The following is a 13,846-nucleotide window of genomic DNA, read 5'->3' as shown; positions in this document are numbered from 1 at the left end:
GGATAGAGGCTGAAAGCCTTTAACTATCAATCACCTGGGTGTCACCACCGACACATTTAGGTAAGCGCTGCCTTGGCCTATAGGGGATAGCAACCAGTCCTTATCGCCGCCCTCAACTCAATTCAGTTGATGATATGACCCGTGAGTCAAAGTTGATGGGGCAACTTTGCTACTTCCTTGGGTCGCTATGTAAGTCATCTCCTACAGAAACAGAGAATTTCGTTACCGGTGGTATGAGCCGTGCGTTTTGACGAAGTTCCAGGCCGCTCATCCTGTTTCCGGAAATTTCTTGAAATATTAGGAAAGATGGCACTGGTACTATATTGATAGCACTTGCTATTTGGGCCAGTAGTTGTGGGGAGTTGGTGCGGGGGGATAGTTTTGTGCCACTACTGTTTAAAAAAAGTGGTGCCACTACGAAAAAAAATGAAAATTGTCGAGTGAAAGATTCGTTAGGAATGCGTCAAGATATTTTTTGACGCCAAAATAATGGCGATTCGGAGGGCGAAATACGATTAAAAAATGTGGGAGCTGGCTTGCCTGCGATGGCGGTGTTGAATTCACCGACGCTATCGCAGGCAAGCCAGCTCCCACATTTGAACATCTGTGCTTTCGAGGGCTTTATTCCGGTGCGTGATCGCGCAAGAACACCAGGTTGTCGGGCTTGGACTGCTCGGCATTGAAGCGATAGCCCTGCACGTCGAATTCCTTCAGCTTGGCCGGATCGTTGATGCGTTCTTCGATCACGAAGCGGCTCATCATGCCCCGGGCCTTCTTGGCGTAGAAGCTGATGATCTTGTACTGGCCGTTCTTCAGGTCCTTGAACTCGGTGTTGATGACCCGCGCGTTCAGGGCCGTGCGCTTGACCGCCGAGAAGTACTCATTGGATGCCAGGTTCAGCAGCACGTCGTCACCTTGCTCGGCCAGGGCTTCATTCAGCCACTCGCTGATACGCGTGCCCCAGAACGCATACAGGTCTTTGCCGCGCGCATTGGGCAGCTTGGTGCCCATCTCCAGGCGGTACGGCATCATCAGGTCCAGGGGGCGCAGCAGGCCGTACAGGCCCGAGAGCATACGCAGGTGGTCCTGGGCGTAGGTGAAGTCGGCATCGCTGAAGGTTTCGGCATTCAAGCCGGTGTACACGTCGCCCTTGAACGCCAGCAATGCCTGCTTGGCGTTGGCGGGGGTGAAAGCCGGGGTCCAGCTGCCGAAACGGGCAGCATTGAGGCCGCCGATCTTGTCGGACACGTGCATCAATTCGCTGATCTGCGCCGGGCTGAGCGTGCGCAGCTGCTCGATCAGTTCCTGGGAGTGGTCCTGGAATTGCGGCTGGGTAAAGCGCTCGGTCGCAGGCGCAGTCTCGAAATCGAGGGTCTTGGCGGGGGAAATCACCGTCAGCATGAAGTCGTCTCCTTAAATCGTGGGGGGATTCTAGGGGGTTGAGGCGTTCGACTCCACCTATCACGCCAATAGACGCGCAATCGCTGGGCGTGGTGGATCGGCTATAGTGGCCGACGACTCTGGAAAGGGAGACCCTTTGTGCGAATTGCGCTTTTATTGTCCGCCTGCCTGTTTTGCCTGGGCGCCCAGGCAGCACCCGTGGACGTGGCCAGCCTGGACCGTGGCACCTGGCCTGAAAAGCTCAGCAGCCCCGCGCTGTTCGATGTGGCCTCACGCGCCGAAATCCTGATGTTCGCCCACAGCCTGCTGGCCAGCGAAAGCCAGGACGAGACTGCCCTCAAGCAACGCCTGGGGTTAAAGATCATCAACCTGGCGGCCATCGACGACCTGCGCCGCCAGCTGTGGCAACGCTTGCTGGAGAACTACACCTTCGCCCAGCAGAGCTGCGAGGAGGACGCCTCGTTCTGTTACCTGGTGGAAAACATGGACGACCTGCGCGAGCAGGCGGGCAAGTTCGAAGTCAGCGAAAACTCCTTCTATATAGGCTGGGCCGGGCCCAGTCATCACTTTCACGAACGCTACCTCGACGAACTGCTGCGCAAGGCCGCGCTGTTTCCGCAGATCAGCAGCGAAGTCGCGCGTTTTGGTGACCACGAACGCAATGGCGACGAACTCAACGACCGCCTGTTCCTGCTGACCTTCGACGGCGGCCCGGCGCCGGTCAGCGGCAACACCGACTGGCTCACCGATTACCTGCGCAAACAGAAAATGAACGCGACCTTCTTTGCCCTCGGCAGCAGCCTGCAGACCCGCGTGGAACGCAGCTCTGCCGCTGATGTGCAGGCGTTGTACCAAGGGCAGTGCGTGGGCATCCAGGGTTGGCAGTACCGTTCCCACAGCCACTGGGTCGACTGGCAGAGTTCCATTACCCGCACGGCCTCGCTGGTACAGAACCTGATGCCGGAGAACTACGTGCCGCTGTTTCGCCCGCCCTATGGTCAGCGTCGAGCGGACAGCCAGGGGTTCTTCCAGTCCCAGGGTTTGCAGGTGGCGTTGTGGGACATCGACTCCCAGGATGACCCGGGCAAGCTCAAGCCCGACGAGTCGGCGCAACGGGTGCTGACGTTGATGCTGCTGTGGCGCAAGGGGGTGATTGTGTTCCACGACACCCAGGACAAGGCGCGGGTGGCATTGCCTTTATTGATGCAGGCAACGGCGCAAAGCGGGCTGGGTTGGCAGGACTGTCGGGAGGCGTTTCGCTGAAATCACGAAGTGCCCGGCCCTGTTGGGGATGAGGCATTTTTGGGGTGATTTTCGAGGGTGTTTCGATGCAGGCGGACTTCCGACTTTAACGGGGTCGCTGGCACTCGGCTAGTGCTATTCGTCATCCTGAAAAATAAACTTCAAAAAAGCGTCAAAGTGCTTTTTCCTGTCATGGCTTTTGCGGTATTACGAAGTCAGATCGCCGAAACCTGCAACACAGGTGGCGTCTTCCAAGACTCCTCATGTGGGCACTGCACTTGACGTCACTTAAGGTGCAGTCGGTGGTCGAATCGAGGCGCAGCACCGCCCAGGTATTGCGTCGAATGGCTCCCACAAAGGTGACCGAGTATGGATGATCATGGACGTAACCCTTCTTCCGACCAGCCAATCCTTTATGTGCTTGATACCAACGTACTGATCCACGATCCAAACGCGCTGCTTAACTTCGAAGAACACCACGTCGCCATCCCGATGATCGTGCTTGAGGAGCTCGACAAACTCAAAAGCGGACACCACAGCGTGGCCGCCGAATGCCGCCAGGCCATTCGCCTGATCGATAAAACCTTGGGTGAAGCCTCACCCGAAGACGTTGAAGTCGGTGTGCCGATCCAGCGTGGCAAAGGCGGGCCCAAGGGCTTGCTGTCGATTCTGATGAGCAAGCGCAGCGAGCCCAACAGCCTGCTGCCGGAAAACCTGAACGACAACAAAATCATCAACCAATTGATCGACCTGCACGCTCGCGACAAGGACCTGCGCGTGGTGCTGGTGACCAAAGACATCAATATGCGCCTCAAGGCACGAGCGTGTGGGATCGCTGCCGAGGACTACAGCACCGACCAACTGGTCGACGACGTGTCGATGCTTTCCCGGGGTTATCACATGATGACCGGCTCGTTCTGGGACCGCGTCAGCAAGGTCGAAACCCGCCAGGGCCATGGCCGCACCTGGCACCAGGTGCAACTGATCGACAACCTGCCGGCCGTGCATATCAATGAATTCATCGTCGACGAACAGGGCTTCGTGGGCTGGATCAAAGAGATCCAGGTCGACAAGCTGCTCATTCTCGACCTGCATCAGGAACCCCTGTTGCACCAGGAAGCCTGGGGCCTGAAACCGCGTGATATCTACCAGAGCCTGGCGCTGTATGCGCTGCTCGATCCGGACATCCACCTGGTCAACCTGACCGGTGCGGCCGGTTCCGGTAAAACCATTCTTGCCCTGGCTGCCGCCATCGAGCAGACCATGGTGACCAAGCGCTATCGCCGCATCATCGCCACCCGCAGCGTTCAGGGCCTGGACCAGGAAATCGGCTTCCTGCCCGGCACCGAGGCGGAAAAAATGGAGCCGTGGCTGGGGGCGATCACCGACAACCTCGAAGCCTTGCACATGGATGACGAAAACACCCATGGCAGCGTCGACTACATCCTCAGCAAAGTGCCGTTGCAGTTCAAATCCCTCAACTACATCCGAGGTCGTAGCTTCCAGCAAAGCCTGATTTTGATCGATGAATGCCAGAACCTTACGCCGCACCAGATGAAAACCATCATTACCCGTGCCGGCGCCGGTTCCAAAGTGGTGTGCCTGGGCAACCTGGCACAGATCGACACCCCTTACCTGTCCGCGACCAGCTCCGGGCTGACCTACCTGACGGAACGCTTCAAAGACTTCCCGAACGGCGTACACATTGCGCTGCAAGGGGTTCCTCGTTCGATTCTGGCTGAATACGCCGAATCTCACCTGTAACCACTACCCACTGTAGGAGCCGGCTTGCCGGCGATGGGGCCCTTGAGGACGCCATCGCCGGCAAGCCGGCTCCTACACAATCAGCGCTGCGCAAAACTGACCCACGGGTTTACAATCGCTGCTCCTGATCAGGAGTATCCCTGTGCTGACTCATCTCGATTCCCAAGGTCGCGCCCACATGGTCGACGTCACCGACAAAGCCGTGACGTTCCGTGAAGCGGTGGCCGAAGCGCGGGTGCGCATGTTGCCCGAGACCCTGAAAATGATTGTCGACGGCGCCCACCCCAAGGGCGACGTGTTCGCCGTGGCCCGCATTGCCGGGATCCAGGCAGCGAAAAAAACCAGCGACCTGATCCCCCTGTGCCACCCGCTGATGCTGACGGGCGTCAAGGTGGAACTCAGTGCCGATGGCGTCGATGCAGTGCACATCCTGGCGCGCTGCAAGCTCTCCGGTCAGACCGGCGTGGAGATGGAGGCCCTCACGGCTGCCAGCGTCGCCGCCCTGACCCTCTATGACATGTGCAAGGCGGTGGACCGCGGCATGACCATTGAAAACATTCGCCTGCTGGAAAAGCTCGGCGGCAAGAGCGGACACTTCAAGGCGGACCAGGCATGAGCATCAACGTATTGTTTTTCGCACGTTACGCCGAAGCAGTGGGCTTTGACTCACTGGAAATGGAAGGCGATTTCGCCACCGTCGATGCGGTGCGGCAGGCCCTGGCGAGCGACCCTGAGTTTGCGGTGCTCAACGAAACCAGCCTGATGTGCGCGCGCAACGAAGAATTGTGCAGCCTCGATGAGCCGGTGCAAGCCGGTGATGAAGTGGCGTTCTTCCCGCCCGTGACCGGGGGCTGACCATGGCCATTCGTGTGCAGCCCCAGGCGTTCGATCCGGGTGCCGAAGTCAACGCGATGCACGCAGCCAATGTCGGCGTGGGCGCGGTGGTGAGCTTTGTGGGCTATGTGCGCGATTTCAACGACGGCCTCGATGTGGCGGGGATGTTCCTGGAACATTACCCCGGCATGACCGAGAAAGCCCTGGCCAAGATCGCCGTGGAGGCCGAGCAGCGCTGGCCGTTGCTCAAGCTGGAAGTGCTGCACCGCATCGGTGCCCTGGAGCCGGGCGAGCCTATCGTCTTCGTCGCCGCCGCCAGCGCCCATCGCCAGGCGGCGTTTGATGCCTGTGCATTTGTGATGGACTACTTGAAAACCCGGGCGCCGTTCTGGAAAAAAGAAAACACCAGCGCAGGCCCGCGCTGGGTAGAAGGGCGCAGCAGCGATCACGCGGCGGCAGATCGCTGGAAATAATCACCTAGTCACGCCGGTGAGCTCCCACATTTGGATCTGCCGCGTTTTAGAGAGCGTGGCGAGTCAATCTGCCGGGGGAAAGCATCGCCTCAGTCAGTCCCATGCCGATAAGCGCTTCGGGCAACGGCTCCCCTCGCGCCAGCGCCGCGCTGGCCTGGCCCATGGCTGGCGAGGTCTGGATGCCGTAACCGCCTTGGGCGGCCACCCAGAAGAACCCCTCCCGCTGCGGATCAAACCCGCACACCAGGTCGCCGTCACTGACAAAACTGCGCAGCCCCGCCCACGTGCGGGTCGGGCGGCGGATGGTCAAGGTGGTGGCTTCTTCGATGTAGTAGATGCCCATGGCAATGTCCAGTTCTTCGGGCTGCACGTCGTGGGGTTCTACCGGGTCGGCGTTGGCGGGTGAGCCCAGAAACATGCCGGCATCCGGCTTCATGTAGAACGAACCGTCCAACGCCGCCAGTTCGGGCCAGGCATGGATATCCACATCGCCAGGCGGGGCGAAGGTAAACGCGCTGCGGCGCTTGGGTTGCAGGCCAATCGGGCGTGCACCGGCCAAGGCGCCGATCTGGTCGGCCCACGCGCCGGCGGCGTTGATCACCACCGGCGCGGTGAATACTTGATGAGCGGTGTGTACCTGCCAGCAACCCTGGGTGTCGCGGTGCAGCTGCTGTACTTCGCTGTTGGTGTGGATCTCCCCGCCATTGCGCCGAATACCGCGCAGGTAGCCTTGGTACAGCGCGTCGGTGTCGATATCGCAGACGGTCGGGTCGTAGATCGCGCCCTGTACTTTTTCCGGGCGCAGGATCGGCATCATCTCCAACGCGTCATCGGCGTCCAGCAGGCGGGTGGCGGGCACCAGTGCCTTGGCGCTCTGGTACTGGCGCTGCAGTTCCTCGGCATCACCGACCAGGTCGACGATGATTTCGCCACGCGGTGTCAGCAAGGGATGCTCGGTGAACCCGGCAGGTGGATGGTCGAAGAAGGCGCGGCTGCCCAGGGTCAGGGCGCGTACCTGCGGTGTGCCGTAGGCGGCAATGTAGAGCGCGGCGGAGCGGCCGGTGGAGTGGTAGCCCGGCATCGACTCGCGTTCCAGCACGATGACGCGGGCGTGTTGCGACAGCCAGTAGCCGGTTGAGGCACCGGCAATGCCGCCGCCGATGATGAGGTAGTCGGCGTGGTTCATGGCTCCTCCTGGAATCCTCACTTGAAAGCACCGCCAAACAACTCTGGAAGCTGGCTGCATTCCAAAGCAGGAACCCGATCCACTGTAGGCGCCGGCTTGCCGGCGATAGCTACCTCAAGGCCAGCGGCGATCTTAGGGCCCTCATCGCAGGCAAGCCAGCTCCTACAGGTTTACCGCTTTCCAGCTTATGGGCGTTTGCGCTCGACAGGACGCAACAGATGCGTCGGCGGCGTTTCGCAGCTGATCTTGCGGCCCAACAGCGCCTCGATCGATGGCAACTGGTACGAGTCATCTTCCCCGGCAAAACTGATCGACACACCCGCAGCGCCCGCACGACCGGTACGGCCAATGCGGTGCACGTAATCATCCGGCACTTCCGGCAGGGTGAAGTTGATCACGTGGCTGATGCCGTCGATGTGAATCCCGCGGCCCGCCACATCGGTGGCCACCAGCACGCGGATCTTGCCTTCGCGGAAGCCTTCCAGGGTCTTGATGCGCTTGTGCTGCGGCACGTCGCCAGACAGTTGCGCTGCGTTGACGCCGTCGCGCACCAGGCGCTCTTCGATGCGGCGCACTTCGTCCTTGCGGTTGGCGAATACCATCACGCGCTCCCAACCGTTGTCGTTGACCAGGTTGTAGAGCAGCTTGTATTTGTCGGCGCCGGCCACGGCGTAGATGTGTTGCTCGACGTTTTCGCTGGCCACGTTTTCCGCTTCGATCTCGACGATGGACGGGTCAGTGGTCCACTGCTTGGCCAGGTTCATCACGTCATCGGTGAAGGTGGCGGAGAACAGCAGGGTCTGGCGCTCGGATTTTGGCGGGGTTTGGCGAATGATCTGACGCACTTGTGGGATGAAGCCCATGTCGAGCATGCGGTCAGCTTCGTCCAGCACCATCACTTCGACCATGTCCAGGTGCACGTCGCCGCGCTGGTTGAAGTCGAGCAGGCGGCCGGGGGTGGCGACCAGGATGTCGCAATGGCGCGCTTCGAGGTGCTTGAGCTGCTTGTCGAAGTCCATGCCGCCCACGAACGTCATGACGTTGAGGCCGGTGTACTTGGTCAGGTCGGCGGCGTCCTTGGCGATCTGCACCACCAGCTCCCGGGTCGGGGCGATGATCAGCGCGCGGGGCTCACCCATGTAGCGCTCTTTCGGCGGCGGCGTCTGCAGCAGCTGGGTGATGATCGAGATCAGGAACGCGGCGGTCTTGCCGGTGCCGGTCTGGGCGCGGCCGATGGCGTCTTTGCCGGCGAGGGTGAAGCCCAGCACCTGCGCCTGGATCGGCGTGCAGTACGGGAAGCCCAGGTCCTGGATGGCGTGCATCAGTTCCGGGGCGAGTTTGAAATCATGGAAGCGGGTCTTGCCTTCCTGGGGTTCGACGACAAAGTCTTCGAGTTTCCACGGCTTGACCGGTGGTTTGGGCGCACGTTCACGGCGTGGCTTAGGCGCTGGCGGCGCGGCTTCAGCCGGTTTTGCCTGCTCAGGCGGTGTCACCGTAGGCGTTTCAGGCTGAGCGACAGGTGCAGTCCGATCGGGCTGTTTACCGTCATTGCGGCTGCCAGCAGTCGGGGCAGGGGCAGTGGGAACAGGCGCGAGCGGCTCGGCCTCGCTTTTGCCGAACATCTTCTTGAGTGCTTCGAGCACGGTGATCTCATTAATTGGTTAAGGAATGTACGCCGGCCAGTGTAATGCAAGAATCGGGCGCGGCGTAGTGTGTCTGTCATGTGGCTACATAATGTGTGGTTTTCAGCCCAGGCGAGCGGTCAACCAGGCACCTATGTCGCGTATCTCTTCGGGTAACACTTCGTGGCCCATTGGGTATTCCTGCCATGTCACGGTGACACCACGGCTCTTCAAATGCTCGTAGGCGCTGCGCCCCATGGCGTTCTGGACCACCTCGTCATATTGGCCGTGGAGGCACAGGGTGGGAATGCGTTGCTGGCTGGCGGACAACTCCAGCTCGTCACCGAAGGTGGGGGCGTAGGTGGAGAGGGCGATCACGCCACCCAACGGGCCTTCCCAATTCAGGAATGCGGTGTGGTAGACCACGGCGCCACCTTGGGAAAAACCGGCGAGGAAAATTCGCGAAGCGTCTATTCCGGTCCTCTTCTGCGCTTCGATCAGATCCGTGACCGTCTTCGCCGACACCTCCAGCTCTTCCAGGCTGATGGAGCGGGCCGGGCTCATGGCCTTGATGTCGTACCAGCTGGGCATCTCGTAACCGCCGTTGATGGTGACAGGACGGGTCGGCGCCTGGGGCAAAACGAAGCGGGTAGTCAGCAATGTTTCCTGCAGGGCTTCGGCCACCGGCAGGAAGTCGTAGCGATCGGCACCCAGGCCATGCAACCAGATAACGCAGGCGTCTGCGGGCTTGGCGGGCTGAAGAATCAAGGGTTCGGTCATGTCTGCTCCATATATGTGCGTGCGCGCCGATTGAGTGCGTCGGAACGGTGCGCGACGGGTTGATCTGTTAAGAGAATGTCGCAAGGTTGAATCTTTTTCTATTGACCATGGGCTGAAACGACTCAGCCGGCACTCTGGTACGGGCCTTGCTATGTGTAGGTCGATGTCAGAACTAACCCAGGACGGTAACACTATCAGTGACTGCCGCTTGTGGGATAGCAACTGGAATTATTGCGAAAACCTCACGCCGCTCGACCTAAAAAAAGCCAACACGGGTCGATATCGCCTCATAAGGGTGCGCTGGGGTTCTAGCTCCGACACAACAAGAGCAAAACTGGAGGTTTGAATGAAGGTATTGAAATCCACCCTGGCCATCGTGTGTGCGGCGGCCGTGCTGGGTGTTAGTGGTTTCGCCCAAGCCGGCGCCACCCTGGACGCCGTGCAGAAGAAAGGCTTTGTGCAATGTGGCGTGAGTGACGGCCTGCCGGGTTTCTCGGTACCGGATGCCAGCGGCAAGATCCTGGGGATCGACGCTGACGTATGCCGCGCTGTAGCCGCTGCCGTTTTCGGCGACGCTACCAAGGTCAAATTCAGCCAGTTGAATGCCAAGGAGCGTTTCACCGCGCTTCAGTCAGGCGAAGTCGACATCCTGTCGCGTAACACCACCATGACCAGCTCCCGCGATGCGGGCATGGGCCTGAAATTCCCAGGCTTCATCACCTACTACGACGGTGTTGGCTTCCTGGTGAACAACAAGCTGGGCGTGAAAAGTGCCAAGGAACTGGACGGTGCAACCATCTGCATCCAGGCCGGTACCACCACGGAGCTGAACGTTTCCGACTACTTCCGCGCCAACAACCTCAAATACACCCCGATCACCTTCGACACCTCCGATGAAAGCGCCAAGTCGCTGGAATCCGGTCGTTGCGACGTGCTGACCTCCGACAAGTCGCAGCTGTTCGCACAGCGCAGCAAGCTGGCTTCGCCGAAGGACTACTCGGTTCTGCCGGAAACCATTTCCAAAGAACCACTGGGCCCAGTCGTACGTAACGGCGACGACGAGTGGCTGGCCATCGTGCGCTGGGTTGGCTACGCCATGCTCAACGCTGAAGAAGCCGGCATCACCTCGAAAAACGTTGAAGCTGAAGCCAAGTCCACCAAGAACCCGGACGTTGCGCGTCTGCTCGGTGCTGACGGCGAATACGGCAAAGACCTGAAACTGAAAAAGGATTGGGTTGTACAGATCGTCAAGCAAGTCGGTAACTACGGCGAAGTCTTCGAGAAAAACCTCGGCAAGAGCACCCCGCTGGAAATCGACCGTGGCCTGAACGCGCTGTGGAACAACGGCGGCATTCAATACGCACCACCTGTGCGCTGATCGCTGATGGTTCTGTCACCCGGTGGGCCAACCGCCGGGTGATGTTCTGTTCCATTCTTTCCGGGGCACTTCATGCAAAATCAAATCGGCGCACCAAAGCAGAAGCTCAGCTTCAGCGATCCCAAAGTGCGTGCGTGGCTCTTCCAGATCATCACGATTGTGGCGGTGGTCTCGCTGGGCTGGTACCTCTTCAACAACACCCAGACCAACCTGCAACACCGGGGCATTACCTCGGGTTTCGACTTTCTTGAGCGCAGTGCCGGTTTCGGCATCGCGCAGCACCTGATCGACTACACCGAGTCGGACAGCTACGCCCGTGTGTTCGTGATCGGTTTGCTCAACACCTTGCTGGTGACCGTGATCGGTGTGGTGCTGGCTACGATCCTCGGGTTCATCGTCGGCGTGGCACGCCTGTCGCCCAACTGGATGATCAACAAGCTGGCGACGGTGTATGTGGAAGTGTTCCGCAACATCCCGCCGTTGCTGCAAATCCTGTTCTGGTATTTCGCGGTGTTCCTGACCATGCCAGGGCCGCGTAACAGCCACAACTTTGGCGATACCTTCTTTGTCAGCAGCCGTGGCCTGAATATGCCGGCAGCACTGGCCGCTGATGGTTTCTGGCCATTCGTGGCGAGCATCGTGGTCGCCATCGTGGCCATCGTGTTCATGGCCCGCTGGGCCAACAAGCGCTTTGAAGCCACCGGCGTGCCGTTCCATAAGTTCTGGGCGGGCCTGGCGCTGTTCATCGTGATCCCGGCGTTGTGCGCCTTGATCTTCGGTGCCCCCCTGCACTGGGAAATGCCGAAGCTGCAAGGCTTCAACTTTGTCGGCGGCTGGGTACTGATCCCCGAGCTGTTGGCACTGACCCTGGCGCTGACCGTCTACACGGCCGCGTTCATCGCCGAGATCGTGCGTTCGGGCATCAAGTCCGTCAGCCACGGCCAGACCGAAGCCGCGCGCTCCCTGGGCCTGCGCCCTGGGCCGACGCTGCGCAAGGTCATCATCCCGCAGGCCCTGCGGGTGATCATTCCGCCGCTGACCAGCCAATACCTGAACCTGGCGAAGAACTCGTCGCTGGCCGCCGGTATCGGTTACCCGGAAATGGTTTCGCTGTTTGCCGGCACGGTACTCAACCAGACCGGCCAGGCCATTGAAGTCATTGCCATCACCATGAGCGTGTACCTGGCGATCAGCATCAGCATTTCCCTGCTGATGAACTGGTACAACAAGCGCATTGCGCTGATCGAGCGGTGAGGAAACACCCATGAGTACGCATACTTTCAAACCTGATATGCCGCCGCCGAGCAAAGTCTTCGGCCCGGTGGCATGGATGCGCGCCAACCTGTTCTCCAGCTGGCTCAACACCCTGCTGACCTTACTGGCGATTTACCTGGTGTACCTGGTGGTGCCGCCGATCCTGCATTGGGCCATCATCGACGCCAACTGGGTGGGCACCACCCGCGCCGACTGCACCAAGGAAGGCGCCTGCTGGGTGTTTATCCAACAGCGCTTCGGGCAGTTCATGTACGGCTACTACCCGGGCGACTTGCGCTGGCGCGTAGACCTGACCGTGTGGCTGGCCATCGTCGGCGTGGCGCCGTTGTTCATCTCGCGCTTCCAGCGCAAGGCGATCTACGGCCTGAGCTTCCTGGTGCTGTACCCGATCATTGCCTACTTCCTGTTGCACGGCGGTGTGTTCGGCCTGACCAACGTGGCGACCAGCCAATGGGGCGGCCTGATGCTGACCCTGGTGATCGCCACCGTCGGTATCGCCGGTGCCTTGCCGTTGGGCATCGTGCTGGCGCTGGGGCGGCGTTCGAACATGCCGGCGATTCGAGTGGTCTGCGTGACCTTCATCGAGTTCTGGCGCGGCGTGCCGTTGATCACGGTGCTGTTCATGTCTTCGGTGATGCTGCCCTTGTTCCTGCCCGAAGGCATGAACTTCGACAAGCTGCTGCGGGCCCTGATCGGCGTGATCCTGTTCCAGTCGGCCTACGTGGCCGAAGTGGTGCGCGGCGGTCTGCAGGCCATTCCCAAGGGGCAGTACGAAGCCGCCGCCGCGATGGGCCTGGGTTACTGGCGCAGCATGGGCCTGGTGATTCTGCCGCAAGCCCTGAAGCTGGTGATCCCGGGCATCGTCAACACGTTCATTGCGCTGTTCAAGGACACGAGTCTGGTGATCATCATCGGTTTGTTCGACCTGCTCAACAGCGTCAAGCAAGCCGCTGCCGACCCGAAATGGCTGGGCATGGCCACCGAAGGCTATGTGTTCGCCGCCCTGGTGTTCTGGATTTTCTGTTTTGGTATGTCGCGCTATTCCATGCATCTGGAACGCAAGCTCGACACAGGCCACAAGCGTTAGGAGTTCTTTTATGAGCGAAGCAATCAAAAAGCCTGTGGGCCCTGAAGGCATTATCCAGATGCAGGGCGTCAACAAGTGGTACGGCCAGTTCCACGTGTTGAAAGACATCAACCTCAACGTCAAGCAGGGCGAGCGTATCGTGCTGTGCGGCCCGTCGGGTTCGGGCAAGTCCACCACCATCCGCTGCCTCAACCGTCTGGAAGAGCACCAGCAAGGCCGCATCGTGGTCGATGGCGTGGAGCTGACCAACGACCTCAAGCAGATCGAAGCGATCCGCCGTGAAGTCGGCATGGTGTTCCAGCACTTCAACCTGTTCCCGCACCTGACCATCCTGCAGAACTGCACGCTGGCGCCGATGTGGGTACGCAAGATGCCCAAGCGCAAGGCCGAGGAAATCGCCATGCACTACCTGGAGCGCGTGCGTATCCCGGAGCAGGCCCACAAGTTTCCAGGGCAGCTGTCCGGCGGCCAGCAACAGCGTGTGGCGATTGCCCGCGCACTGTGCATGAAACCGAAAATCATGCTGTTCGATGAGCCGACCTCGGCACTCGACCCGGAGATGGTGAAGGAAGTACTCGACACCATGATCGGCTTGGCCGAAGACGGCATGACCATGCTGTGTGTAACCCACGAAATGGGCTTTGCCCGCACCGTGGCCAACCGTGTGATCTTCATGGACAAGGGCGAGATCGTGGAGCAGGCGGCGCCGAATGACTTCTTCGACAACCCGCAGAATGACCGGACCAAGTTGTTCTTGAGCCAGATTCTGCATTGATCGATGGGTGAATAAATAAACCCGGCCTC

At 60.0% G+C, this 13,846-nt stretch carries 13 protein-coding genes; 9 read left to right on the top strand and 4 right to left on the bottom strand.

Annotated features, from left to right (window positions below):
• Positions 1-621 precede the first annotated feature (621 nt).
• Entirely contained in the window at positions 622-1,401 is a 780-nt protein-coding gene (gene yaaA / locus M2394_RS06265) for a peroxide stress protein YaaA (RefSeq protein WP_259171914.1), read from the bottom strand.
• Positions 1,402-1,539: 138 nt separating this feature from the next.
• Between yaaA and M2394_RS06260 the strand changes: the two genes are divergently transcribed.
• The 5 genes from M2394_RS06260 to moaE all read left to right on the top strand — a co-directional run bounded on the left by M2394_RS06260 (position 1,540) and on the right by moaE (position 5,714).
• Positions 1,540-2,664 (top strand): polysaccharide deacetylase family protein, encoded by a 1,125-nt coding sequence (locus M2394_RS06260; protein ID WP_178922818.1) that lies wholly within the window; start codon positions 1,540-1,542, stop codon positions 2,662-2,664.
• 348 nt (positions 2,665-3,012) lie between these two features.
• Positions 3,013-4,407, top strand: coding sequence for a PhoH family protein (locus M2394_RS06255; RefSeq protein ID WP_178922819.1), 1,395 nt, complete (start codon positions 3,013-3,015; stop codon positions 4,405-4,407).
• 142 nt (positions 4,408-4,549) lie between these two features.
• Positions 4,550-5,023 carry a cyclic pyranopterin monophosphate synthase MoaC gene (gene moaC / locus M2394_RS06250; RefSeq protein WP_178922821.1) on the top strand — a complete coding sequence of 158 codons (474 nt, stop codon included), beginning with the start codon at positions 4,550-4,552 and terminating at the stop codon, positions 5,021-5,023.
• A complete protein-coding gene (gene moaD, locus M2394_RS06245; RefSeq protein WP_178922823.1) occupies positions 5,020-5,262 on the top strand; it encodes a molybdopterin converting factor subunit 1 in 243 nt (80 codons plus the stop codon). The genes moaC and moaD overlap by 4 nt, the downstream gene beginning before the upstream one ends.
• A 2-nt stretch (positions 5,263-5,264) precedes the next feature.
• Complete coding sequence (gene moaE, locus M2394_RS06240; RefSeq protein ID WP_259171913.1) at positions 5,265-5,714, top strand: molybdopterin synthase catalytic subunit MoaE; 450 nt, start codon at positions 5,265-5,267, stop codon at positions 5,712-5,714.
• 46 nt (positions 5,715-5,760) lie between these two features.
• Here the strand turns inward: moaE and M2394_RS06235 are convergent, their stop codons facing one another.
• From M2394_RS06235 to M2394_RS06225, 3 genes are all read right to left on the bottom strand, one after another.
• Positions 5,761-6,900: an FAD-binding oxidoreductase gene (locus tag M2394_RS06235; RefSeq protein ID WP_259171912.1), complete on the bottom strand. Its 1,140-nt coding sequence runs from the start codon at positions 6,898-6,900 to the stop codon at positions 5,761-5,763.
• A 185-nt stretch (positions 6,901-7,085) separates the two neighbouring features.
• Positions 7,086-8,549: an ATP-dependent RNA helicase RhlB gene (gene rhlB / locus M2394_RS06230; RefSeq protein ID WP_259172024.1), complete on the bottom strand. Its 1,464-nt coding sequence runs from the start codon at positions 8,547-8,549 to the stop codon at positions 7,086-7,088.
• Between the two features lie 96 nt (positions 8,550-8,645).
• Positions 8,646-9,302 (bottom strand): alpha/beta hydrolase, encoded by a 657-nt coding sequence (locus M2394_RS06225; protein WP_259171911.1) that lies wholly within the window; start codon positions 9,300-9,302, stop codon positions 8,646-8,648.
• A 346-nt stretch (positions 9,303-9,648) separates the two neighbouring features.
• Between M2394_RS06225 and M2394_RS06220 the strand changes: the two genes are divergently transcribed.
• The 4 genes from M2394_RS06220 (at position 9,649) to M2394_RS06205 (ending at position 13,817) form a co-directional block, all read left to right on the top strand.
• Positions 9,649-10,680: an amino acid ABC transporter substrate-binding protein gene (locus M2394_RS06220; protein ID WP_178922834.1), complete on the top strand. Its 1,032-nt coding sequence runs from the start codon at positions 9,649-9,651 to the stop codon at positions 10,678-10,680.
• Positions 10,681-10,752: 72 nt separating this feature from the next.
• Positions 10,753-11,934 carry an amino acid ABC transporter permease gene (locus M2394_RS06215; RefSeq protein WP_178922835.1) on the top strand — a complete coding sequence of 394 codons (1,182 nt, stop codon included), beginning with the start codon at positions 10,753-10,755 and terminating at the stop codon, positions 11,932-11,934.
• A gap of 10 nt (positions 11,935-11,944) precedes the next feature.
• Complete coding sequence (locus tag M2394_RS06210; RefSeq protein ID WP_178922838.1) at positions 11,945-13,042, top strand: amino acid ABC transporter permease; 1,098 nt, start codon at positions 11,945-11,947, stop codon at positions 13,040-13,042.
• Between the two features lie 10 nt (positions 13,043-13,052).
• Positions 13,053-13,817, top strand: coding sequence for an amino acid ABC transporter ATP-binding protein (locus M2394_RS06205; RefSeq protein ID WP_003221897.1), 765 nt, complete (start codon positions 13,053-13,055; stop codon positions 13,815-13,817).
• The last annotated feature ends 29 nt before the right edge of the window (positions 13,818-13,846 follow it).

The organism is Pseudomonas sp. BIGb0164, assembly GCF_024810135.1.
GTDB lineage: Bacteria > Pseudomonadota > Gammaproteobacteria > Pseudomonadales > Pseudomonadaceae > Aquipseudomonas.
The sequence above is the reverse complement of the archived record's forward strand: the minus strand, read 5'-3'. Positions and strand labels throughout refer to the sequence as shown.

What these genes read in the sequence shown, in the direction of transcription:
- yaaA (WP_259171914.1), bottom strand. Translation starts at nt 1,401, where the DNA reads ATGCTGACGGTGATTTCCCCCGCCAAGACCCTCGATTTCGAGACTGCG.
- M2394_RS06255 (WP_178922819.1), top strand. Translation starts at nt 3,013, where the DNA reads ATGGATGATCATGGACGTAACCCTTCTTCCGACCAGCCAATCCTTTAT.
- moaD (WP_178922823.1), top strand. Translation starts at nt 5,020, where the DNA reads ATGAGCATCAACGTATTGTTTTTCGCACGTTACGCCGAAGCAGTGGGC.
- moaE (WP_259171913.1), top strand. Translation starts at nt 5,265, where the DNA reads ATGGCCATTCGTGTGCAGCCCCAGGCGTTCGATCCGGGTGCCGAAGTC.
- M2394_RS06235 (WP_259171912.1), bottom strand. Translation starts at nt 6,900, where the DNA reads ATGAACCACGCCGACTACCTCATCATCGGCGGCGGCATTGCCGGTGCC.
- M2394_RS06225 (WP_259171911.1), bottom strand. Translation starts at nt 9,302, where the DNA reads ATGACCGAACCCTTGATTCTTCAGCCCGCCAAGCCCGCAGACGCCTGC.
- M2394_RS06220 (WP_178922834.1), top strand. Translation starts at nt 9,649, where the DNA reads ATGAAGGTATTGAAATCCACCCTGGCCATCGTGTGTGCGGCGGCCGTG.
- M2394_RS06215 (WP_178922835.1), top strand. Translation starts at nt 10,753, where the DNA reads ATGCAAAATCAAATCGGCGCACCAAAGCAGAAGCTCAGCTTCAGCGAT.
- M2394_RS06210 (WP_178922838.1), top strand. Translation starts at nt 11,945, where the DNA reads ATGAGTACGCATACTTTCAAACCTGATATGCCGCCGCCGAGCAAAGTC.
- M2394_RS06205 (WP_003221897.1), top strand. Translation starts at nt 13,053, where the DNA reads ATGAGCGAAGCAATCAAAAAGCCTGTGGGCCCTGAAGGCATTATCCAG.